At 68.4% G+C, this 22,018-nt stretch carries 25 protein-coding genes; 12 read left to right on the top strand and 13 right to left on the bottom strand.

Annotated features, from left to right (window positions below; translation table 11 throughout):
* From F1D05_RS26870 to F1D05_RS43160, 4 genes are all read right to left on the bottom strand, one after another.
* Window positions 1–786: an alpha/beta hydrolase gene (locus F1D05_RS26870; protein ID WP_246485996.1), complete on the bottom strand. Its 786-nt coding sequence runs from the start codon at window positions 784–786 to the stop codon at window positions 1–3.
* Between the two features lie 80 nt (window positions 787–866).
* The gene (locus F1D05_RS26865; RefSeq protein ID WP_185443256.1) at window positions 867–1,427 is read right to left on the bottom strand and encodes a PH domain-containing protein; all 561 of its coding nucleotides are present in this window, start codon (window positions 1,425–1,427) and stop codon (window positions 867–869) included.
* A gap of 62 nt (window positions 1,428–1,489) precedes the next feature.
* Complete coding sequence (locus F1D05_RS26860; RefSeq protein ID WP_185443255.1) at window positions 1,490–1,939, bottom strand: hypothetical protein; 450 nt, start codon at window positions 1,937–1,939, stop codon at window positions 1,490–1,492.
* A complete protein-coding gene (locus tag F1D05_RS43160) occupies window positions 1,885–2,082 on the bottom strand; it encodes an FAD-dependent monooxygenase (RefSeq protein WP_185443254.1) in 198 nt (65 codons plus the stop codon). Before F1D05_RS43160 ends, F1D05_RS26860 begins: the two co-directional genes overlap by 55 nt.
* Window positions 2,083–2,176: 94 nt before the next feature.
* Between F1D05_RS43160 and F1D05_RS26850 the strand changes: the two genes are divergently transcribed.
* The 5 genes from F1D05_RS26850 (at window position 2,177) to F1D05_RS26830 (ending at window position 6,931) form a co-directional block, all read left to right on the top strand.
* Window positions 2,177–2,779, top strand: a complete 603-nt coding sequence (locus F1D05_RS26850; protein ID WP_185443253.1) for a TetR/AcrR family transcriptional regulator — start codon at window positions 2,177–2,179, stop codon at window positions 2,777–2,779.
* 72 nt (window positions 2,780–2,851) lie between these two features.
* Window positions 2,852–3,808: a deoxyribose-phosphate aldolase gene (gene deoC / locus F1D05_RS26845; protein ID WP_185443252.1), complete on the top strand. Its 957-nt coding sequence runs from the start codon at window positions 2,852–2,854 to the stop codon at window positions 3,806–3,808.
* Between the two features lie 3 nt (window positions 3,809–3,811).
* Window positions 3,812–5,248 carry an aldehyde dehydrogenase family protein gene (locus tag F1D05_RS26840; protein ID WP_185443251.1) on the top strand — a complete coding sequence of 479 codons (1,437 nt, stop codon included), beginning with the start codon at window positions 3,812–3,814 and terminating at the stop codon, window positions 5,246–5,248.
* Window positions 5,238–6,116 carry an aldehyde dehydrogenase family protein gene (locus tag F1D05_RS26835; RefSeq protein ID WP_206685842.1) on the top strand — a complete coding sequence of 293 codons (879 nt, stop codon included), beginning with the start codon at window positions 5,238–5,240 and terminating at the stop codon, window positions 6,114–6,116. Before F1D05_RS26840 ends, F1D05_RS26835 begins: the two co-directional genes overlap by 11 nt.
* 65 nt (window positions 6,117–6,181) lie before the next feature.
* Window positions 6,182–6,931: an LD-carboxypeptidase gene (locus F1D05_RS26830; RefSeq protein WP_185443249.1), complete on the top strand. Its 750-nt coding sequence runs from the start codon at window positions 6,182–6,184 to the stop codon at window positions 6,929–6,931.
* Here the strand turns inward: F1D05_RS26830 and F1D05_RS26825 are convergent.
* Entirely contained in the window at window positions 6,925–7,557 is a 633-nt protein-coding gene (locus F1D05_RS26825; RefSeq protein WP_185443248.1) for a hypothetical protein, read from the bottom strand. The two genes, F1D05_RS26830 and F1D05_RS26825, sit on opposite strands and share 7 nt — an antisense overlap.
* 63 nt (window positions 7,558–7,620) lie before the next feature.
* Between F1D05_RS26825 and F1D05_RS40935 the strand changes: the two genes are divergently transcribed.
* The gene (locus F1D05_RS40935) at window positions 7,621–8,988 is read left to right on the top strand and encodes a M1 family metallopeptidase (RefSeq protein ID WP_246485995.1); all 1,368 of its coding nucleotides are present in this window, start codon (window positions 7,621–7,623) and stop codon (window positions 8,986–8,988) included.
* A complete protein-coding gene (locus F1D05_RS40930; protein ID WP_246485994.1) occupies window positions 8,921–10,063 on the top strand; it encodes an ERAP1-like C-terminal domain-containing protein in 1,143 nt (380 codons plus the stop codon). The genes F1D05_RS40935 and F1D05_RS40930 overlap by 68 nt, the downstream gene beginning before the upstream one ends.
* A 48-nt stretch (window positions 10,064–10,111) precedes the next feature.
* On the opposite strand, the gene F1D05_RS26815 is transcribed toward F1D05_RS40930, so the two are convergent.
* Window positions 10,112–10,651: an RNA polymerase sigma factor gene (locus F1D05_RS26815; protein ID WP_185443247.1), complete on the bottom strand. Its 540-nt coding sequence runs from the start codon at window positions 10,649–10,651 to the stop codon at window positions 10,112–10,114.
* 65 nt (window positions 10,652–10,716) lie between these two features.
* Here F1D05_RS26815 and F1D05_RS26810 point away from each other — a divergent pair, with 65 nt between their 5' ends.
* Both F1D05_RS26810 and F1D05_RS26805 read left to right on the top strand, forming a co-directional pair.
* The gene (locus F1D05_RS26810) at window positions 10,717–11,724 is read left to right on the top strand and encodes a serine/threonine-protein kinase (RefSeq protein ID WP_246485993.1); all 1,008 of its coding nucleotides are present in this window, start codon (window positions 10,717–10,719) and stop codon (window positions 11,722–11,724) included.
* A 72-nt stretch (window positions 11,725–11,796) separates the two neighbouring features.
* Window positions 11,797–12,558 carry a class I SAM-dependent methyltransferase gene (locus F1D05_RS26805; RefSeq protein ID WP_185443246.1) on the top strand — a complete coding sequence of 254 codons (762 nt, stop codon included), beginning with the start codon at window positions 11,797–11,799 and terminating at the stop codon, window positions 12,556–12,558.
* Window positions 12,559–12,581: 23 nt separating this feature from the next.
* Here F1D05_RS26805 and F1D05_RS26800 read toward each other — a convergent pair whose 3' ends face one another.
* Window positions 12,582–13,055 (bottom strand): YkvA family protein, encoded by a 474-nt coding sequence (locus tag F1D05_RS26800; RefSeq protein WP_185443245.1) that lies wholly within the window; start codon window positions 13,053–13,055, stop codon window positions 12,582–12,584.
* Between the two features lie 9 nt (window positions 13,056–13,064).
* A complete protein-coding gene (locus F1D05_RS26795) occupies window positions 13,065–13,970 on the bottom strand; it encodes a LysR family transcriptional regulator (RefSeq protein WP_185443244.1) in 906 nt (301 codons plus the stop codon).
* A 69-nt stretch (window positions 13,971–14,039) separates the two neighbouring features.
* Here F1D05_RS26795 and F1D05_RS26790 point away from each other — a divergent pair, with 69 nt between their 5' ends.
* From F1D05_RS26790 to F1D05_RS26780, 3 genes are read left to right on the top strand one after another with little or no spacing between them, the layout of a single operon-like run.
* Window positions 14,040–14,807 carry a sulfite exporter TauE/SafE family protein gene (locus tag F1D05_RS26790; protein WP_246485992.1) on the top strand — a complete coding sequence of 256 codons (768 nt, stop codon included), beginning with the start codon at window positions 14,040–14,042 and terminating at the stop codon, window positions 14,805–14,807.
* A complete protein-coding gene (locus F1D05_RS26785; protein ID WP_185443243.1) occupies window positions 14,804–15,157 on the top strand; it encodes a hypothetical protein in 354 nt (117 codons plus the stop codon). Before F1D05_RS26790 ends, F1D05_RS26785 begins: the two co-directional genes overlap by 4 nt.
* Before the next feature lie 51 nt (window positions 15,158–15,208).
* The gene (locus tag F1D05_RS26780; RefSeq protein ID WP_206685841.1) at window positions 15,209–15,736 is read left to right on the top strand and encodes a hypothetical protein; all 528 of its coding nucleotides are present in this window, start codon (window positions 15,209–15,211) and stop codon (window positions 15,734–15,736) included.
* A 498-nt stretch (window positions 15,737–16,234) separates the two neighbouring features.
* Here F1D05_RS26780 and F1D05_RS26770 read toward each other — a convergent pair whose 3' ends face one another.
* From F1D05_RS26770 to F1D05_RS26750, 5 genes are all read right to left on the bottom strand, one after another.
* Window positions 16,235–17,677 (bottom strand): FGGY family carbohydrate kinase, encoded by a 1,443-nt coding sequence (locus F1D05_RS26770; protein WP_185443241.1) that lies wholly within the window; start codon window positions 17,675–17,677, stop codon window positions 16,235–16,237.
* A 3-nt stretch (window positions 17,678–17,680) separates the two neighbouring features.
* The gene (locus F1D05_RS26765) at window positions 17,681–18,652 is read right to left on the bottom strand and encodes a sugar-binding transcriptional regulator (RefSeq protein WP_185443240.1); all 972 of its coding nucleotides are present in this window, start codon (window positions 18,650–18,652) and stop codon (window positions 17,681–17,683) included.
* Between the two features lie 100 nt (window positions 18,653–18,752).
* Window positions 18,753–20,225, bottom strand: a complete 1,473-nt coding sequence (locus tag F1D05_RS26760; protein WP_206685840.1) for a mannitol dehydrogenase family protein — start codon at window positions 20,223–20,225, stop codon at window positions 18,753–18,755.
* Window positions 20,222–21,067: a carbohydrate ABC transporter permease gene (locus F1D05_RS26755; protein WP_185443239.1), complete on the bottom strand. Its 846-nt coding sequence runs from the start codon at window positions 21,065–21,067 to the stop codon at window positions 20,222–20,224. Before F1D05_RS26755 ends, F1D05_RS26760 begins: the two co-directional genes overlap by 4 nt.
* A complete protein-coding gene (locus F1D05_RS26750; RefSeq protein WP_185443238.1) occupies window positions 21,064–22,014 on the bottom strand; it encodes a carbohydrate ABC transporter permease in 951 nt (316 codons plus the stop codon). The genes F1D05_RS26755 and F1D05_RS26750 overlap by 4 nt, the downstream gene beginning before the upstream one ends.
* Window positions 22,015–22,018: the final 4 nt, after the last annotated feature.

Here is a 22,018-nt window from a genome sequence, read left to right as displayed (position 1 = left end):
TCAAACTGACAGTTTCCGGCCAAAGAACCGCAGTTGGTCAGGAAGCATGCGCCGCCAGTAACCAGCGGTGTGTAGCCCGGCCTGCAGTCCACCATCGGCTCGCACCTCGGCCCGCAGGTCCTCGGTGGCGCCGGCGAACGGATCGTCGCGACCGCAGTCGATCCGTAGTGCGATGTCCTCGAGGTCGGCGGCGCGGCCGAAGAGTCGATGCTGCTCGAAGTCGGCGGGGCCGTCGTACGAGCCGGGCGTCGTGTCCTTCGCGTGGTGCCACAGAGCCGGGCTCATCGCCCCGGCCGCGACCACCCGCGGCGCCTTGACGTCGGCGGCCAGCAGCAACGCGCCGTACCCGCCCATCGACCAGCCGAGAACGCCGAACCGGCTCGTCCGCAGGCCGCGTTTCGCCAGCAGGGGAAGGAATTCCTCGATCAACATGCGCTGCGGATCGTCGCCGCTCGCGCGCTTGTGCCAATAGTTGTCGGGCCCTCCGTCAACGGTCGCCAACGCGAACGGTGGCACCCCGGCCGACACCGCGGCGGCGAGGAAGTGGTCCATGCCGAGCTCGTTGATCGCCGAGGTGTGGTCAGCGCCTCGGCCATGAAGCACCAGCACCACCGGCAGTTCGGCCCGCTGCCGATCCGGATAGATGACCGACCAGCCGACCGTCGTACGGCGCGCTGCTGACTTGAAGGTGCCGGAGTCCACCGCACCCGCCGGTACCTCCGGGACGACGCCGTCCTCGCCGGTCAGACCCAGTACTTCGTGCGCTCGGGCGCGGCCTGGGATCACCCCTGCCTCGACCAGGCCTGCCGCACCGGCGACGGCGCCGGCGGCTCCGGCTGCGGTGATCAGGAAGGCGCGGCGGGACCTCAGCGGAGGAACTCGCCGAGGATGGCGACTACCGCCAGTACCGCGATGATGGAGAGTTCGGGGCGGGCCCAGGTGGTGACGACCTCGCCTTCGGCCGTGGGGCCGTACTGGTCCATGTGGGTCTCGAGACGGTTGACCACGAAGTCCGCCTTGGAGACCGAGCTGTCCGCCTTCAGCTTGCGGCCTCCGACGCGCTGCTTGCGCATGTCGCGCATCACCAGCTGGACCGCGGGGCAGCGGATCTTGCCGGCCTCGGTGTGCACTCGCAGGATGTCGGTCACATCGACGTCGGTGATCTTGTTCCACGGCACCTGGAAATCACGCAGATGGTTGCGGATCAACAGCCCCTCGGCGGCCAGGTTGATCGACGGCCGCACCAACCCGGCATACGCGAGGACCATCAGGATCCCGATCAGCCCCGCGACCATCAGTCCACCCGCGGTCCGCCACTCCAGCATGATGTCGACCAGCCCGACCACGCCGATCACCATCACCACCACACCGGTGATCCGGTTGGACGCCGACAGGTACTGCTCGTTCTCACTGGTCTTGGACTTCACCGGGACAAGGTAACCGCCCACCCCGACCCGAACCAGAATTCGCCTCACACCTCACATACCAGTTAGGCCACGACGACTCCGCACAGTGACCATCCACCTACCCAGACCCCGCGGGCCAGGGCCGGCTCACCCAATTCAAGCGCTGAGGTCGAGGCTGAAGAGAGCGCCCGCACGCGCGAACCGACCCCGTCAGCACCCACCAGAACGTCTGCCGTCTCGGTACTGCCATCCGCGAACTGAATCTCGACGCGGCCATCGCCGGTCTCGGCGTACGAGGTGAAGTGCTTGCCAAAGGCAAGCACTTCGTCGAGCCCGGTCATCAGCGCGCGGCGGAACGCGTACCGGTCGATCGCGCTGACCTTGTCCGGGCCGGCGCCGGGGAAGGACTGCTCGAAGGTCGGCGTCAATGAGCTGTCGAACCCGCCCAGCAGGTCACCCGGATGCGTCGCGGTGTCGATCACCCGGCGCCGGACAGCCGCCGGCAGCACCGCGGCCAGCGCCTCCTCCCCCACCTCGCTGATGTGGATCCGATACCCCTGCTTGCGGAAGCGCGCCGACGGGCGCGCTCGAAGAGCCGCACCTCGACCCCTGCCTGCTTCAGCCCCTGGGCCAGCGCCAGCCCACCGATACCGGCCCCGATGATCGCCACCTGCATGATCCTTCCTCCAATCATCCCTGAACTCAACTCAATTAGCCATCTGGTTGATTAAGTTAGCAGAACGGGTGAGCGGTCCGCTAGAGTGGCCCGTATGCACAGAGCGCCAGGGCCCGGCGAGCGTCAGCGCGACGCGGAGCGGAGCAAGCAGCAACTGCTGGCCGCGGCGGTGACCGAGTTCGCCTCTCGCGGTTTTGGCGGCGCGCGGGTGAGTGACATCGCCGACCGGGCGGGCGTCAACAAACAGCTGATCTCGTACTACTTCGGCGGCAAACTCGGCCTCTACCAGGCCGTGAGCGAGCGCTGGCGCGACGGCGAGCAGACCGTCACCGAGGGCGCGACTACGCTGCCGGAGGTCGTCGCGGCGTACGCCCGGGCCAGCCTCGCCGAGCCCGATCTGGCCCGGCTGCTGATCCGCCAGGGTGTCGACCAGGAAGCGACCGAGGCCGATCGGGAGGGGCAGCAGGCCCGGTTCCAGGGCATGCTCGCCGACTTCCGCGCGCGCCAGAAACAAGGTGAGCTCGCCGCGGACCTGGATCCGGCGTACGTCGGCCTCGCGATGTTCGCCTTGTCCGCGGCACCGGTAACTTTCCCGCAGATCGCGCAGGCGCTCGGACTGGATCCGGCCGCGCCGGGTTTCGCCGGTAAGTACGCCGAACAGGTCGCTCTGATCGTGTCGCGGCTGGCCGATCGATAGCCGTGCCGGGCCGGGTTTTGGCGGGTTGACGCGAAGAATGGGCGTGGCTGGAATCGCAGTAGAGTGGTGCGGGTGACCACTACCGACACTGGCGTCGACAGTCTCGCCGACGTGACCTCGTCCGAGGACCGGCTGCGCCGGTTCCTGCTGGGCCTGCCGGGCGTCGACCAGGTCGGCGCCGAAGCCCGGGCCGCCACCCTGAGCACCCGGTCGATCAAGACCACCGCCAAGGCCTACGCGCTGGACCTGGCGATTCAGATGATCGACCTGACCACGCTCGAGGGCTCGGACACCCCTGGCAAGGTGCGGGCCCTTTGTGCGAAGGCGAAACGCCCCGATCCGGCCGACCCGACCGCCCCGCAAGTGGCCGCGGTCTGTGTCTATCCGGACCTGGTGGCGACGGCGAAGTTCGAGCTGCGCGGGTCGGGGATCAACGTGGCGAGTGTCGCAACCGCCTTCCCCAGTGGGCGTTCCAGCTTGGCCATCAAGCAGCAGGACACCCGGGACGCGGTCGCGGCCGGTGCCGACGAGGTCGACATGGTGATCGACCGAGGTGCGTTCCTGTCCGGCCGGTACGGGCTGGTCTTCGACGAGATCGCCGCGATCCGTGAGGCCGCCGGCGACGCGCACCTGAAGGTGATTCTGGAGACCGGCGAGCTGGTCACCTACGACAACGTACGGCGTGCGTCGTGGCTGGCGATGCTGGCCGGCGCGGACTTCATCAAGACTTCGACCGGCAAGGTCTCCCCGGCCGCGACGCTTCCCGTGACCCTGGTGATGCTGGAAGCGGTCCGCGACTACCACGAGGCGACCGGCCTGCACATCGGCGTCAAGCCCGCCGGCGGGATCCGGACCGCGAAGGACGCGATCAAGTACCTGGTCACCGTCAACGAGACGGCCGGACCGGATTGGCTGGACCCGGAGCTGTTCCGCTTCGGCGCCTCCAGTCTGCTGAACGACCTGCTGATGCAACGCACCAAGCTGGCCACCGGGAACTACCCCGGCCCCGACTACTTCACGCTGGACTGAGGCATGAGCAGATTCGAGTACGCACCCGCGCCGGAATCGCGCGCGATCGTCGACATCAAGTCGTCGTACGGGTTGTTCATCAACGGTGTCTTCACCGAGGCGACCGACGGCAAGCCGTTCAAGACGATCAGCCCGGCGTCGGAGGAGGTGCTGGCGGAGATCAGCGAGGCCGGCGAGGCCGATGTCGACAAGGCGGTGAAGGCGGCCCGCAAGGCCTACGACAAGGTCTGGGGCCCGATGCCGGGTCGCGACCGCGCGAAGTACCTGTACCGCATCGCCCGCTTGATCCAGGAGCGTTCACGCGAGCTGGCCGTGCTGGAGTCGCTCGACAACGGCAAGCCGATCCGCGAGTCGCGTGACGTCGACCTGCCGCTGGTAGCGGCGCATTTCTTCTACTACGCGGGCTGGGCGGACAAGCTCGAGTACGCCGGCGCCGGCGTGAACCCGCAGCCGCTCGGTGTCGCCGCGCAGATCATCCCGTGGAACTTCCCGCTGATGATGCTGGCCTGGAAGATCGCCCCGGCGCTCGCGGCCGGCAACACCGTCGTACTCAAGCCCGCCGAGACCACGCCGCTGACGGCGCTCGCGTTCGCCGAGATCTGCCAGCAGGCCGATCTGCCGCCGGGCGTGGTGAACATCATCACCGGCGCCGGCCGGACCGGGCAGGCGCTGGTCGAGCACGAGGGCGTCGACAAGGTCGCGTTCACCGGCTCCACCGCGGTCGGCCGCGCGATCGCGAAATCGGTCGCGGGCACGGACAAGAAGGTCACCCTGGAGCTCGGTGGCAAGGCGGCGAACATCGTCTTCGAGGACGCGCCGATCGACCAGACCATCGAGGGCATCGTCAACGGCATCTTCTTCAACCAGGGCCACGTCTGCTGCGCGGGTTCGCGGCTGCTGGTCCAGGAGAGCGTGTACGACGAGGTACTGGCGCGGCTCAAGCGCCGGATGTCGTCGCTGCGGATCGGCGACCCGCTGGACAAGAACACCGACATCGGCGCGATCAACTCCGCCGAGCAGCTGGCCCGGATCCGCGAGCTGTCCCAGATCGGCGAGGACGAGGGCTCCGAGCGCTGGTCGCCCGAGTGCGAGCTGCCCACGCAGGGTTTCTGGTTCCCGCCGACCGTCTTCACCGGCGTCTCGCAGGCCCACCGGATCGCCCGCGAGGAGATCTTCGGCCCGGTGCTCTCGGTGCTGACGTTCCGTACTCCGGCCGAGGCGGTCGAGAAGGCGAACAACACCCCCTTCGGGCTGTCCGCCGGGGTCTGGACCGACAAGGGCTCCCGGATCCTCTGGATGGCGAACCAGCTGCGCGCCGGCGTCGTCTGGGCCAACACGTTCAACCGCTTCGACCCGACCTCGCCGTTCGGCGGTTACAAGGAGTCGGGCTACGGTCGCGAGGGCGGCCGTCATGGTCTGGAGGCCTACCTTGCCCACTAAGTCCGATCCGGCCCGGCTGGATGTGCGCAAGACCTACAAGCTGTACGTCGGCGGCGCCTTCCCGCGCAGCGAATCGGGCCGTTCGTACGTCGTGAACGATGCCAGGGGCAAGTTCCTCGCGAACGCGTCGCAGGCCTCCCGCAAGGACGGCCGGGACGCGGTCGTCGCGGCCCGCAAGGCGTTCGGCGGCTGGTCCGCCAAGACGGCGTACAACCGCGGCCAGGTGCTGTACCGGATCGCCGAGGTGATGGAGGGCCGGCACGAGCAGTTCAGCGCCGAGGTCGCGGCCTCCGAGGGACTCTCGATCAGCAAGGCCCGCGCGGCCGTCGACGCCTCGATCGACCGCTGGGTCTGGTACGCCGGCTGGGCCGACAAGCTGGCCCAGGTGGTCGGCTCGAGCAACCCGGTGGCCGGCCCGTACTTCGACTTCTCGTTGCCTGAGGCAACCGGTGTGGTGGCGGTGCTGGCCCCGCAGGACTCGAGCCTGCTCGGCCTGACCAGCGTGATCGCGCCGGTGATCGTGTCCGGCAACACCGCTGTGGTGGTCACGTCGTTCGAGCGCCCGCTGCCTGCGGTGACGCTGGGCGAGGTGATGGCGACGTCCGACGTGCCGGGTGGAGTGGTGAACATCCTGACCGGGTCGGCTACGGAGATCGGGCCCTGGCTGGCCGGTCACCTGGATGTCAACGCGATCGACCTGGCCGGCGTCGAGGACCACGACGAGGCGACGGCGATGGAGGCCGCCGCCGCGGAGAACCTCAAGCGGGTCCGCCGTCCCGCCGTCGAGGACTGGACCGAGTCACCGGGCCTGTCCCGCCTGACGCAGTACCTCGAACTGAAGACGGTCTGGCACCCGATCGGAATCTGAGCCTGCGCGGAGGAGGCGCCGTAACCCGATAGCCGGGGACGGCGCCTCTCGCATAGCGTGGCGGCATGCCGGCCGTGTTCCGGGCCGATCCGAAGCCCTTCTTCGGCTACAGCGACAACACCAACCTGCTCAATTTCCTTTACAGCCAAGGGATTCCAGCCTTCCACGGCGGTACCGTGATGGTCCAGTTCGGCCGCGGTGGCGCGATGCACCCAGAGACCGAGCGGTCACTCCGGGCAGCTCTGTTCACCTCCGGCGAGTTCGAGCTGACCCCCGGCAGCGGCTGGACCGACGACGATCGCGACTGGTCCGACCCGACCCTGCTGGAAACCGAACCGGACCTGTTCGAGCCGACCGAATGGAGCTGGTACGGCGACGCACCGGTCAGCGGGAACCTCTGGGGCGGCAACCTGGACATCATCGGCTGGCAACTCGCCGCCAACCGCTGGATGCTCCCCCAGTCGGAGTACGCCGGCATCCTCTTCCTCGAGACCGACGAGGAACTCCCGAGCGCCACCCACGTCTACCGGACCCTCCGCAACCTGGGCGAACGCGGCCTGCTGGAACGCTTCGAGGCCGTCCTCTGGGCCCGCCCGAAGTCCCGGGCGATCGACAGCCAGCTCTCCCCCGAGGACAGCGCCACCTACGTCGAGGAGCAGTACGCCGTCGTGCGCCGCACCCTGGCGGAGTACAACGAGAAGGCCCTCCTCGTCACCGGCCTCGATTTCGGCCACACAGACCCGCAGTTTGTCCTCCCGTACGGCGGCCACGCTGAGCTCGATCCGGCGAACCACCGCATCACCGTCACTTACTGAGTCGCGCGGATGTCCGTGTGGGTCAGCGGACTGTTGGGGTCGGGGTAGCAAGCGACCGCGGACTTGATGGTGACGAACTTCCACTTGATGGTCGCCTGCAGCGTGAGGCCGGGGTTGTCGAAGCTGGTGCCCTGCAGGCTGGTCTCGATCGCCCCGGACCGCCCGGCCCGGAGCTGCACGGTCAACGAGGGCAGTTGGTACCCGGCACCACCCGGGATCGGCCCGGCGACCTTGATGGTGACGACGCCACCCGCAGCCTCCACCGAAGGCGTCGAGCCGAGCCCGGAGCCACCGCTGAGAGTCGCACCGACATAGCTGGAGTTGGCCGGGATCGGCACCCGCAGCGACAGCTCCCGGACTTCCTTGACCTTGAACCCTTTGACCTCGCCGGGCAGCGCCCCCGAGTCGGCGTTGACCACGACATCGAAGGTCGCGCCAGGCTTCACCACAGCCGGAGCCGACGCTCCCACCCCTTGCCGAAGCGAGAAATGCTGATGCCCGAACTTGGTGTCGGCCTGACAGGCATAGCTGACCGCCACCGGCCCGGCCACCGCTGGAACAGCCGTGAGGGTGAGTACCAGGCCCAGAATCGATGACTTCCGCAGCCAACTGCAATGAGTAGTCATCTGATTACCCTAAGAGACAACGCTCCAGATGTCGCCCCTTTCTGAGGCGGGTAGCGTCCGGGTATGCCTGCTCTCACCGTGGAAGACGCCCGAATCCGGGCCGCCGCCGTCGACGTTCACTCCTACCACCTCGGGTTCGACCTGACGGTGGGTGCGGAGACCTTCCTTGCTGTCAGCACGATCGGCTTCTCGGCCTCGGCGGACAGCACGTTCGTCGATGTGAAGCCGGACGAGCTCCTGAAGGTGACGTTCAACGGTGAGCTGGTCGGCGTCGACGCGCTGGATGACGGGCGGTTGCCGTTGAGCGGGTTGCGGGCCGAGAACGAGCTCGTGGTCGAGGCGCGGATGCAGTACTCGCACGATGGGGAAGGACTGCAGCGGACCGTCGACGCGGCTGACGATCGCGTCTATCTGTACGGAATGTCCTCGCTCGAGTCCGCACCCCGGTACTTCGCTTGCTTCGACCAGCCGGACCTCAAAGCGCAGTACCAGTTGAGCGTGAAGTGCCCCGAGGACTGGATCGTGCTCGGCAACGGGCCCGCGACCCGGGTGAAGCCGGGTGAGTGGGAGATCGCCGAGACGAAACCGCTCTCGACGTACTTCGTGACGCTGGTGGCCGGGCCGTATCACCAGATCTCCGGCGAGCACGACGGGATTCCACTGGGACTGGCCTGCCGGCAGAGCCTCAAGGAGCATCTCGAGCGGGACAAGGACGACCTGTTCACCGTCACCGCGCAGGCTTTCGACGAGTACCACCGGCTGTTCGGGTACCGGTACCCGTTCGGGGAGTACCACCAAGTCTTCGTGCCCGACTTCAATCTCGGTGCGATGGAGAACCCGGGCTGCGTGACGTTCGCGGACTCGATGGTCTTCCGGTCCCAGGTGACGGCCGCCGAACGCAGTACGAGAGCCCGGATCGTCGTGCACGAGATGGCGCACATGTGGTTCGGCGACGCGGTCACGATGAAGTGGTGGAACGATCTGTGGCTGAACGAGTCGTTCGCGGAGTACATGGCCCACCGGGTGTCGAACGTGACCGAACATGTCGGCCATTGGACGGATTTCGCCTTCGTCCGCAAGTGGTGGGGGCTGCAGGCCGACCAGCGCAGCTCGACGCACGCGGTTGCCCCCGACGCGGTCAAGGACGCTCGCGAGTCGCTGGACGACTTCGACGGGATCTCGTACGCCAAGGGTGCGGCCGTGCTCAAACAGCTGGTCACCTACTTGGGTGATGAGGTATTCCTCGAGGGCGTCAACGCACACATCGACGCGCACGAGTTCGGCAACGCGGACCTGCGCGAGTTCATCGACACCCTCACCGAGGGCCGGCGCCGAAGATCTGCAGAACTGGACCGAGCAATGGTTGCGGACGTCCGGCCTGGACACGATCCGCGCCCATCGCAGCAGCACCGGGATCACCTTGCAGCGTGAGACTCCCGCGCAGTACCCGGCTGATCGGCCGCACCGGTTGACGGTCGGCTCGTACGACGAGGACGGCCGCCCGACGTACGCGGAGGTACTGCTCGACCGGGACTCGGTCGAGATCGCGCTGCAGCCGGGGCGGGTCGTCGTACCGGATGCCAAGGACGACACCTGGGCCAAAGTGCGCCTCGACGACACGAGCCTGACCAACCTGGCCACTGTGCTGCCGAAGATCGAGGACGGTAGGACGCGCGCCGTGATCTGGAACAGCCTGCGCGACGCAACCGCCGATGCGGAGCTGGATCCGCGCGTGGCGTTCGAGGTGCTGCTCAGCGCGATCCCGCACGAGGACAGCGACATCGCCATCGGCTCGCTGCTGCGGTGGGCAGAGGAGCGCCTACTCGGCCTTTACCTCCCGTACGAGCCGTACCGCCGCCGGCTCGCCGAGGTGCTCACCGCCACCCTCGCCCAGACCCAGCCGGGGAGCAGCCGCCAGTTGGCGATCACTCGCGCCCTGATCGGCACCTCCGACGACGCCGATCTGCTTCAGCACTGGCTCGACGGCGAAGAGGTCCCGGACGGCCTCCAGATCGATACCGACCTGCGATGGTCCCTCGTCCTACGCCTGGTCCGGCTGGACGTCTTCGGCGCGGTGGAGATCGGCGCCGAACTGGCTCGGGACCGCTCTACCGAAGGCGTCGCCGCGGCCGCGAAGTGCCGGGCCGCATTGCCTGCCGGCAAGGAGGAGGCCTGGGCCCGGCTGATGGCCGATGCCGAGGTCGGCGTGAACGAGTTGTTCGCCGTCGCCGAGGGGTTCTGGCATCCGGCGCAGGCCGAGCTGACCGCGCCATATGTCGAGCGGTACTTCAGCGAGATCGCCGGCACCGCCGCGCTCCGGTTCGGGATGGCGTTGCCGCTGGCGACCTCCCGGATCTTCCCGCGGTTCGCGGTCGGCGAGCGGACGGTCGAACTCGCCGGGCAAGTGATTGCCGACGACAACGTTGCCCCGAGCATCGGCCGGAGCGTGGCGGACGCTACCGACGACCTGCGCCGCGCCCTCGCCGTACGGCGTACCTTCGGCTGACGCAACTCGCGTTCGGCAAGTTCGAGCCCGGCCCGGGCGCGCAGCTGATCAGCGCGCGGTGAGGCGTTCGGCGACGGCCTTGCGGGCCTGGTGGATCCGGGCCTTCACGGTCCCCAGTGGGACGGACAGCTCGGTGGCGATCTCCGCGTAGGTCATCGCGCCGAGATCCCGCAGTACGAGCGGCTGGACGAGCTGGGGGTGGTGCGCCTCGAGCGATTCGAGCGCTTCCAGCAGGTCGAGGCGGGAGCCGGCGATCACCGAGGTGGTTCGCGGGTCGACCGCCTCGGGCAGGACCTCGGCGGACTGCTCGACGGAGCGGCGCTTCAGCGATCGGTAGGTCTGCCGGGCACAGTTGGTCGCGACCACCGTCATCCAGCCGGCGAACGTACCGCTGCCCTTGAAGGTGTGGATCTTGGTCGCCACCGTCATCAGCGCGTCCTGGACGGCTTCCTCGGCGTCTTCACGGTGCGGCAGGAATTTGGCCACCCGGCGCTGCACCTGCGGGCGGATCAGCTGCAGGATCTCGGCGAGCGCCGCCTCGTCGCCGGCCGACGCCCGTACCGCAAGCTGTTCCAGCTCCTCGTTCATACTCCCCCAGCTACTGCACAGCCCCGTGTTCGCTTTGATCCTTTCTGTCACCGACAATAGCCGGGATGACCGACAATAGTATGGGTGGCATCGGACGTTACCGGCTGCAGTCGAAAATCGGCGCGGGTGCTTTCGCCACCGTCTGGCGCGGGTACGACGACGACCTCGACATCGACGTCGCGGTCAAGGTGCTGGCCGACAACTGGGCGTCGCGGGTCGATGTCCGTGAGCGGTTCCTGGCCGAGGCGCGGCTGATGCGCCGGATCGCCAGCGATCGGGTGGTCCGGGTGTTCGATCTCGGCGAACTGCCCGACGGCAGGCCGTACTTCGTGATGGACCACGTCGGCGGCGGGTCGCTGGCCGACATCATCAGGCAGGGACCGATCCCGGCCGCGGACGCGCTCTGGTGGGGCGCGGACCTGGCCAGGGCGGTGGCGGCGCTGCACGACGAGGGTGTCGTCCACCGCGACATCACCCCGGCGAACCTGCTGCTCCGGCCGACGCGGGCGGACCAGACGGGCGGCGGTACGCACCGGATCGTGCTGGCCGATCTGGGGCTGGCGAAACGCGTCGCGGAGGCGTCCGGGCTGACCCAGGCCGTCGGCACCCCGTCGTACATGGCGCCGGAGCAGGGCCGCGAGTCGGGCGGCTTCGACGAACGGGCCGACGTGTACGCGATCGGTGCGGTGACCTATGCGCTGCTGACCGGACATCCGCCCTACGTCGCGTCGTCGATCACCGACGTGATCACCCGCGACCCCGACGCCGACCCACCCAGCCTGCGACCGTGGCTGGGGGATTCGGTCGGCGATATCGATGCCATCCTGGCCCGGACGCTCGCCTACCGCGTCGACGAGCGCTGGCAGCGGGCGGATTCGCTGGCCGAACGGTTCGAAGGGGAGGCGTACCGGGTCGAGCAGGAAACGCCGCTGCCCGAACTCGTCGCGGCCGATGACGAAACGACCACCGCACCCTTGGCCGGCCCAAGGCGACGCCGGTGGGCGGTGTTGCTGATGTTGCCGGTTTTGCTTGTGCTGGCAGGGGCCGGCGGATGGTTTCTTTCCGGTCGGTGAATTGCAAATTACCGGGAAGTTCTCAGCGACCATGGGTTTTGCTGGGATGGACCCGCCCCCTATGCTCGGGCGATGACTTCGGCAGGTCCAACAGGCGGCTACGACCCGCGGCATTTCGAGCAGCTCTTCCAGGTCGAGGCGGCCAGTTTCTGGTTCAAAGGCCGCAGTGATCTCATCAACTGGGCACTCGACAAGCAGTTCCCGGCGGCCAGATCGTTCCTGGAGCTGGGCTGCGGCACGGGGTACGTCGTCGACCGGGTCCGGCAGATCCATCCGGATTGGCGACTGGTCGGTACCGAACTGTTCGAAGAGGGCCTCGACAAGGCCCGGATCCGGATGCCCGCGGGCGTCGAGCTCCGGCAGATGGACGCCACCCAGGTCCCGTACGACGCCGAGTTCGACGTGGTCGGCGCGTTCGACGTGATCGAGCACATCGAGCCCGCGCCCGAGGTACTGGCCGGTATGTTCCGGGCGGTCAAGCCCGGTGGCGGCCTGCTGATCACGGTGCCGCAGCACAAGTGGCTGTGGAGCGAGGCGGACGTCGCGGCGCACCACGTCAAGCGGTACACCAAGAAGGAGCTGAGGGCCGAGATCACCGCGGCCGGCTTCGAGGTGGTCCGGATCGCGTCGTTCGTGTCCGTGCTGCTGCCGGCGATGATGGCGTCGCGGCTGCTGAAGAAGGACGCGGGGAACGTCGAGGAAGAGCTCGACATGGCGGCCCCGATCAACAAGGCCTGCTACGCGGCGATGCGGCTGGAAGGCGCGATGATCCGCGCCGGGCTGAACTTCCCGGCCGGTGGCTCGCTGCTCGCGATCGCCCGCCGCCCCGCCTAGCTTTTAGAGGTACGGCGGGGCTTTTAGAGGTACGGCGGGCGCTTGGTGCGGTCGCGTTCGTGGCGGAGGTACAGGCCTGCCGCTGTGGAGACGCTGCTGAACAGCCAGACGGCGACCCCGGCGTCGTCGGCGACCCCGATGATCGGCAGCAAGTCCGGGAGAACGTCGATCGGCGAAACCAGGTAGAGCAGCGCGAACCCCCACAGAGCCAGCCTGCTCTTGGGCAACCCTGGATAGGCGCCGCTCCGGGCGGCCCGCACCAATCGCGGCAACGCCTGCGCGCGCTCGATCACGTTCCCCACCGGCTCCGGCTCACCCCGCGCAGCCCGCCGACGGCGGCCGACCACCCGGCGTACGACGCCTAGACCCGCGATCGCCGCGCCCAGCACCAGCAGCACGACTCCGATGCCGGCCGGCGACACCCCGACGACATCACTGTCCCGAAAGATCAGGGTCGCCAGACCCATCACCGCAAGTAGCCCACCGAATACCACCATCCCCTGACCTTAGTCCGGCTTGGCGGCGAGGTGCAGGTGGCGGGCCAGCGCCTTCGTGGCGGGGCTGGGATCGCGGGTGGAGTAGCAGAGCAGGTGGCGGCGGGTCGCCCAGGCGTCGCGGAGCGGGCGCAGGACCAGTAGAGGAGTCTGCCGACCGGCCTGCGACAAGGCCGGGTCCACCGTGCGACGGGGGACGATGGCGAGGCCGGCGCCGGCTGCGGCCAGGGCGATGACGGTGTGGAGGTTCGGCGCGAGGGTCCGGTAGCGCGGGACCGGGGCGTGCGGGCCGTGCGCCTTGTCGATCCAGCGGCGAAGGGCGGTCGACGGGTGCAGGCCGACCATCGGGTGTTCGGCGGCCTCGGCGTACGTCATCGCAGTACGGTCCGCGAGGATGCCGTCGGCCGAGCCGATCACCACGAGCGAGTCGTCGGTCAGGAATTCCGTGAAGAGATCCGTTGGCTGCTCGTCGACGACCACGCCCAGATCGGCGTTGCCTTCGGCAAGCATTCGGAGGCTCTGCGGCGTGCGCTGCTCGGAGACAGTCACGTCGTACTCCGGATACTCGCGCAGGAACGTCGCCAGCGCCTCCGGTACGACGCGATGCAGTCCCGATGTCCCCGCCACGATCACGAGCGGTCTGGCTCGGGCCGCGGTATAGCTCGCGACCGCGCTGTCGAGCTGCGCCGTACGAGCCAGTACTTCGCGCGCGTGGCGAGCCAACGTCGTACCGGCGGGGGTCGGCCGGACGCCACGTCGTTCGCGAATCAGCAGCGGCACTCCCGCCTGCCCTTCGAGCGCTCTGACCCGCGCGCTGGCTGAAGGCAGGCTCAGATGCATGAGACCGGCGCCGGCCGTGATCGAGCCTTCTGCAACGACGTGTACGAACAGCCGCAGGTCATCCAGGTCGTAACGCATGAGACCAGCCTATGTCCACACCTTAGGCTGGCTGCGTCAATCGCGCATTGTGAAGGTCTGCCCGCAGGCATGATCCTCGGAGGTGTGGCCCAACTCCTGATCGTTCTGCTCGCCGGTCTCGTCTCCGGCGCGCTGAACTCGGTCGGAGGCGGCGGCAGCTTCGTGGCGTTCCCGGTTCTGGTGGCCGCCGGCCTCGCGCCGGTCACAGCGAACGCCGCAACCACGGTTGCTCTGTTGCCCGGCGGCTTGGCCAGCCTCTGGGTCTATCGGCGCGAGCTGCAGCCGCTTGCCGGGACCTCGACGAGGACCCTGACCGCGACCAGCGTGGTCGGCGGCGGGCTTGGCGCAGTACTGCTGCTCTCCCTTCCGTCGGACTCCTTCGACGCCGTCGTTCCGTGGTTGCTGGCTTGCGCCACTCTCATCCTCGCCTTCGGGCGACGGGTCGCCGCCGCTCTCAAGACGGGCGCGCTCAACCAGCCCACGATCCTCGGCGGCCAGTTCGTGCTCGCTCTGTACGGCGGGTACTTCGGCGGCGCGGTCGGCCTGATGATGGTCGCCTTCTGGAGCATCGGGCTCGGCCTCGATCCCGCCCGCGGCAATCCGCCCCGGGTCGCCCAGCTCGCGGCGATCTACTTCACGGCCACGGTCATCTTCCTGCTCGCCTCCGACGTCGCGGATCGCCCGACCACCCTCGCGGCGCTGATCGCCGGCGCGGTGGCGGGCGGCTTCAGCGGCGCCACGGTCGCCCGCCGACTCTCGCCCTCCGTACTGCGAGCGCTTGTGCTGACGTTGGCGATCGCGATGACCGTCGTCTACTTCGTCAAGGCTTCCCGATGACACCGGCCATCGCCCGGATCGCCTTGTCCTACGAGGCTTGCGAGCTGTCCGAACTCGCCCGGCACGCAGTACCGACGGACCGCAGTACGACGGAGGCTGTCGCCGAAGCAGGCCGAATTCTTCAAGCAGCACAGCGTTTTCTCGCCGCTACTCTGCTGGCCGCGCAGGCTGACGGGATGCCCTGGCCGGCGATCGCCGAGCTGCTCGCTTCGGCCGGACCCGATCAATCGAGCTGGCGTGCGAGGCTGCTGAACGATCCCTACGAAGCCGCCGAGGACCTCGACGACTGGGTGATCCGGCACGCCGAAGAAGACCCGGGGCCGGCGCCGGTCTCCGGCGTACTGCGCTGAGTCTGTAGACCCTCTGTAGACGGTCTGGACCAGAACCCGGAAATCTCTATGATGAGGCCGGGGCACCGGTATCTCTGGTCTGGCGCAGCCGCGGGGATCAACGTCACCCTGCAACGGCAGAACGTCGGCACCACAGCGTGGGTGACGATCGGCGCGGCGAAGACCGTGACCGGCGGAATCGCCTCGGTCCCGTTCACCAGCTCGATCAACGGCAACTTCCGGGCCGTGCTGGCTTCGTCCGTCCCGGGCGAGACCGTGCTCACCCCGGCCATCGCGGCGTCCTCGGTCGCCACCGTCGGCTGGCGAAGCGCACCAGGTACGGCGACCCGCAACGTCACCGCGGCATACGAGGTCACCGCCTCGCCGTACGACGCCGGCAACGTGGCCCACCTCCAGGTCCGCAAGCCCGGTACGACGACGTGGACCACGGTCCGCAGCGTCGCAGTCCCCACCACCCGCATCGCCCGGATGACCTACGCCTTCCCGACCGCGGGCGCCTGGGGAATCCGCGTCTACCGAGCCCCCACCACCCAACACACCGGCGGCCTCTCCCCAGTCATCACCACCACAGTCAAGTAACCACCAACCCGACGCAGGCCCTCACTCAAGCACCACAGGCGAGGGCCTGCGTGGCTGTCAGCCACGCCCGTCCGGCGGCCCACTCGTCAACGCCGCCGGTCAGGTCGTCGGCGTCAACACCGCCATCGCCACCCTCGGCTCCAGCTCCCGCGCCGGCAACATCGGCATCGGCTTCGCCATCCCCGTCGACCGAATGACCACCATCGTCAAGACCCTGATCAACTAAGTACCCCACCTCCACCCCGGCCTCGAACCACCGGCCGGGAGCGGTGGTTCCCTCCCCCGCCTAGGGGTTCCCTCCTCCAGTGGGGGTTAGCCCACTGGTATGCGAGTGGGCTAACCCCCAGACGCGGAGCTAACCCCCACACGCGGAGCGAACCCCCAGACGCGGAGCGAACCCCCACACGCGGAGCGAACCCCCACACGCGGAGCTAACCCCCACACCAGCGGGCGGCGGCATCGCCATGCGGTGAGCGAGGGGGTGGTCGGCTGAACCCGTCAGCGCTTGGCGGGCCAGTCCTTGGCCGCGGCGAGGAGGGGGCGGGTGCCGGTGAGGACAGAGGCGTAGAGGTTGCGGACTTGGGCGGCTTCGGAGTCGGTCATGACCGAGGGCTCGGGCTTGCTGACCGCGGTCTCCCAGCGGGGTGGGGCGTCGGCGCCGGAGACGGCCCATGCTGCCTGGCGGGCCGCGCCGAGGGCAACGTACTCGCCGGGCTCGGGCAGAACGACCGGAGCCCCGAGCAGAGCAGGAGCCAGAGCCTGTACTGCGCGGGAGCGGGCCGCTCCGCCCAGCAGCAGCACCCGCTCAACCGGCAGACCCTGGGCGCGCAGTGCGTCGACCGCATCCGCCAGGCCGCACAGCATTCCTTCGACGGCGGCGCGGGCCATCGTCGCCGGTTGTGCGGTCGCCCGGGTGAGGCCGTAGACCAAGCCGGTCGAGTGCGGCAGGTCCGGAGTGCGTTCGCCGTCCAGGTACGGGAGCATCACGAGGCCACCACTGCCGGAGGATCCCAAAGCCGCCTCGTCCAAGGCAGCCAGGTCCATTCCGAGCAATGCGGCCGTCGCGGACATCACCCGGGCTGCGTTCAAGGTGCACACGAGCGGCAGATAACCCCCGGTCGCATCCGCGAACCCGGCCACGAAGCCACTCGGGTCGGCAGTGGGCGACGCGCTGGTCGCGAACGCAGTACCGGAGGTTCCCAGCGAGACCGCCACATCGCCAGGCTGCAACTCCAGCCCCAGCGCGGCGGCCATGTTGTCGCCCGTCCCAGCGGCCAGCGCAGCACCCGCAGCGGTATGGCCGACGACCTCAGAAGGACCAGCTACGCGCGGCAACGAAAGAGCGCGACCGAACGCCAACTCCACCAGATCCGGCCGGTACGAGTTGGCGATCGGCGACCACCACCCGGTCCCGGACGCGTCGCCGCGATCGGTGGTCAGGTCCTCGATCCCGCCACGATCGGCGGCCAGCTTGTGGGTCAGCCAGTCGTGCGGCAACACCACGGCCTCGGCCCGCGCGGCCGCATCAGGCGCCGCGCTCCGGACCCATCGCAACTTGGTCACCGTAAACGAAGACACCGGCACAGATCCCACAGCGGCAGCCCACGCATCGGCCCCACCCAGCTCCGAGACCAGCTCCAGCGTCGCGTCGGCCGAACTCGTGTCGTTCCACAACACCGCCGGGTGGACGACCTCACCGGCTCCGTCCAGCAGCACCATCCCGTGCTGCTGACCGCCGACCGAGATCGCCTCGACGCCGTCCAGCAGACCGTCGGAGGCGATCTCCCAGGCCCGGAGCCACTCGGCCGGATCGACCTGGGTCGCGTCGGGATGCGGCGCCCGCCCTTCGCGGAGCACCTCCCCGGTGGCCGCGTCGCACACCACGACCTTGGTCGCCTGGGTGGAACAGTCCACACCGGCAACCAGCCTGGGATCAGTCATCGATCAGGTCCTCTCGAGGGCGGCGAGTTGCCGCAGTACTTCGCGGGCAAGGTCGGTCGTGGTCACCAGGGTGCTGACCAGGCCGGCCCGCACCGCGGCGATCACCGCCGGAGCGCGGTGCACGCCGGCAGCCAGCGCTACCCGTTCGGCCGGCCGGCGCAACTGGTCCATCGACACCGCGATGATCATCTGCTCCAACGGTGACTCGACCAGTTTGCCGTCAGAATCGAGAAGATGCCCGCTGATCTCAGCGATTGCCCCTCTTGCCAGCCCCTCGTCCCGGATCTCCTCCGACACCGCGTCCCACACGGTGGAACAACCGGACCGCCAGGCCCCGATCGCGACCACCGAGATATCCAGCCCATCGGCGAGCGCGAGCGTGTCGGCGATGCCGGGCTGACGGCGCAACGCGGTCACCGCCGCGATGTCGTCGACGACAAGCGGAGCATGTACGGCGTGCGCCGTGCCGCCCGCGAGCGCGGCCGCGCGACGGGCCAGGTCCATCGTGCTGCCGCCGCCCGAAGGCGAATGCAGCGAACCGGCCATCTGCACGACCGTGCAGGCGGGCAACGTGTCGAAGTGGTCGACCATCGCGTCGACGGCCCGGCTCCAGGTGAGGCCGAGCAGGTCGCCGTCGTGGACCAGCGGCGCCACGGTCCGCGCCGCCGCCTCGGCGACCTGGTCGCGGACCTGGTCCGGCGATCCCGACGTATGCGTGACCACACAGCGCGGTACGTCGAGCGCCTCGGCGAGCTGATCCGCGAGCGCCCGGTCGATCGGACTGGGGCTCTTGATCTGGATCTGCACGATCCCGCGGGCCCGCGCGTCCTCGAGCAACCGGGCGACCTTGAACCGGCTCAGGTTCAGGTCCTTGGCGATATCGACCTTGGACGTGTTGTCCAGGTAGTACCGACGGGCGACGTCCGCCAGCAGTTCGTCGTCATCGTCGCCGTCACCGAGCGCCTGGTTGTTCACGTCCGCCCTGCCCCCTATCCGTGTCCGTGCGGCACCGTAGCTGTTTCAGGGGTTCGCCGCGGCCAGTGCTCAGTTGTCATCATCAGTGACAACGACACCCTCACCCAGCCAGTTCCTCGAGTGTTGCTCGCGCTCCTCGCTCGTGCAGCGACCTCAATGCCGACGTGTAGGCCTGGACGAACCGCTCGTCGTCGACCAGATCACCGAAAAGATCTCGATCGGACACGAAGAGCAATGGCTCGTCCCGGTTGTGCTGCGCGCGCTCGACCAGCTTGTCGCGCAGCCGGTCGACCACCTCGATCGGCTCGCCCTGCTCGTCGGTCCCCTCGGCGTACCGGGCCCAGGCGGCCACCACCAGCGCGGACCGCTTGATCTCGCGCCCGGCGGCCAGCTGCTCGCGGATGACCGGCACCAGCCACTTCGGGATCCGGTCCGAGCTCTCGGCGCAGAGCCGGGCGAGCGTGTCCCGGACCTCCGGGTTGGCGAACCGCTCGATCAGCTCCCGCTTGTACCCGTCGAGGTCGACGCCCGGCACCGGCGGCAGCGTCGGCGCGCCCTCTTCATCCATGTAGCCGAGCAGGAAGTCGACGAACAACTTGTCCTGGCAGACCTCGTGCGCATACCGGTAGCCGGCCAGATAGCCGAGGTAGCAGAGCGCCTGGTGGCTCGCGTTCAGCAGCCGCAGCTTCATCAGCTCGTACGGCTCGACGTCCGCGACCAACTGCACCCCCACTTCCTCGTACTGCGGCCGCTCGCCGCCGAAGTCGTCCTCGAGCACCCACTGCGTGAACGGCTCGCAGACCACCGGCCAGCCGTCCTCGATGCCGAACTTCTCCGCCAGTGCCGCCTTGTCCGTATCGGTCGTGACCGGCGTGATCCGGTCCACCATCGAATTCGGGAAGCGCACCTCGCGCTCGATCCAGTCCGCCAGCTCCGGATCCTTCAGCCTCGCGAAGGACGTCAGCATCTTCCGAGCGACGTGCCCGTTACCCGGGATGTTGTCGCACGACATCACCGTGAACGGCGGGGTTCCCTCCGTACGCCGGCGGGCCAGCGCCTCGATCACGAACCCGAAGACGCTGACCGGCGTGGCACCCGGCCCGAGGTCGGCGGTGAGACCGGGATCGGACGCGTCCAGCTCCCCGGTCACCTGATTCACGTGGTAGCCGCCCTCGGTGATCGTCAGCGAGACGATCCGGGTGGCCGGATCCGTCATCCGCGCCAGCACCGCCGCCGGATCGTCCGGCGCGAACAGGTAGTCCACGATCGAGCCGATCACCCGCGGCTCCAAGGTGCCGTCCGCGTACTTCACCACCAGTGTGTAGAGGCCGTCCTGCGCCTCCATCACGTCAGCCATCCGGCGGTCCTGCGGCAGTACGCCGATCCCGCAGATCCCCCAGTCGAGGGCCTTGCCGTCGTTCATCAGCCGATCGAGGTACATCGCCTGATGAGCCCGGTGGAACCCGCCGACCCCGAAGTGCACGATGCCGGCGCGTACCGCGGTACGGTCGTACTCCGGGCCGCCGACCTCGTTGCCGAGGGCACCCATCGTGGCCGTTCCCAGCTGTGTCACTTGACCGCCCCGAGCGACAGGCCCTGGACCAGCTTGTCCTGGGCAGCGAATCCCGCGATCAGCACCGGCAGCGACACCACCAGCGAGGCGGCGCAGACCTTTGCCAGGAACAGGCCCTGGCTGGTGACGAACCCGGTCAGGAAGACCGGCGCGGTCTGTGCCACCGTACCCGTCAGCACCCGGGCGAACAGCAGTTCGTTCCAGCTGAAGATGAAGCAGATCAACCCCGCCGACGCGATCCCCGGAGTGACCACCGGCGCGACCACCGAGCGCAGCGTCCTGATCAGCCCGGCGCCGTCGACCGAGGCCGCCTCGAGGATCTCGACCGGCACCTCGGCCAGGAAGCTGCGCAGCATCCAGACCGCGATCGGCAGGTTCATCGAGGTGTACAACACGATCAGCAACCAGATGTTGTCCAGCAGCCCGGCGAACTGGGCGAACAGATAGATCGGCAGCAGCCCGGCGACCACCGGCAGCATCTTGGTGGACAGGAAGAAGAACATCACGTCCGTCCACTTCTTCACCGGCTTGATGGACAGCGCGTACGCCGCCGGGAAGGCGAGCAGGATCACCAGCACCGTGGACAGGATGCTCGCGGTCAGTGAGTTCGCGATCGACGGCCAGGGGCCGGTGTCGAAGAACGACCGGAACCCGTCGAGGGTCAGCGGCGCGGTCAGGTCGGGCGGGTTCTTCGCCGCGTCGTTCTCGCCGTGGAACGAGGTCAGCGCCATCCACAGCACCGGAAGGACGAACAGCAGACCGACTACCCAGGCCAGCCCGCTCAGAGCCCAGCCGCCACCCCGGTTCTTCTTCCCCGTCACCATCATCACCTGGCCGGTCATCGTCCCTCCTCCTTGAACAGTGTGGACACCGAACGCAGGGCGAAGGTCGCGATGATGATCGTGCCGATCACCACGATGACGCCGGCGGCCGAGGCCCGGCCGTAGTCGTGAGCGGTGTAGAAGGTCTGGTAGATCGTGTACGGCAGGTTCGCCGTACCCAAACCGCCCGAGGTGATGGTGAAGACGGCGTCGAAGTTCTGCACCACGTAGATCGAGCCGAGCAGCGCGCTCAGTTCGAGGTACTGCCGCAGGTGCGGCATCGTCATGTAGCGGAAGATGGCCCACTTGCTCGCGCCGTCGATCCCGGCCGCCTCGATCACGTCGAGCGGGCGGCTCTGCAGCCCGGCCAGCAGGATCAGCATCATGAACGGCGTCCACTGCCAGACCAGCGCGAAGATCACCGCCCACAACGGCTGGTTGCTGATCCAGTCCGGCTGCGGCGCGCTGTCGCCGAAGATCCCCTTCAGCAGGCCGTTGAACAGCCCGTACTCCGGGTTGTAGAGCGCGTGCTTCCACAGCAGCGCGGCCGCCACCGGCACGATCAGGAACGGCGTGATCATCATCGTCCGGACCAGGCCACGGCCGCGGAACTTCCGGTCCAGCAGCAGCGCGACGCACAGCCCGAACACCAGGCTGATCAGCACGACGCCGGCGGTGAGCAGGATCGTCACCAGGATGGCGTGCCGGGTGTTCACATCGGTGACCACCCGGCGGAAGTTGTCGATCCCGGCGAAGCCGCGCTCGTCGGGGTAGTAGGCGTTCCAGTTCATGAACGAGGCGATGATCGTGACCACGAACGGCAACTGGGTGACGATGATCATGAAGACCAGCGCGGGCATCAGCGGCGCCCGCCGGGCCCAGTCGCCGGTACTGCGCAGCAGCGAGCCGGATGATCCGGGCGGGACCGCGGCATGACGGCCCGGGCGAACCTCGGTATCAACAGTCATGGCG

The sequence above is a fragment of the Kribbella qitaiheensis genome (assembly GCF_014217565.1).
GTDB classification, from domain to species: Bacteria; Actinomycetota; Actinomycetes; order Propionibacteriales; family Kribbellaceae; genus Kribbella; species Kribbella qitaiheensis_A.
The sequence above is the reverse complement of the archived record's forward strand: the minus strand, read 5'-3'. Positions and strand labels throughout refer to the sequence as shown.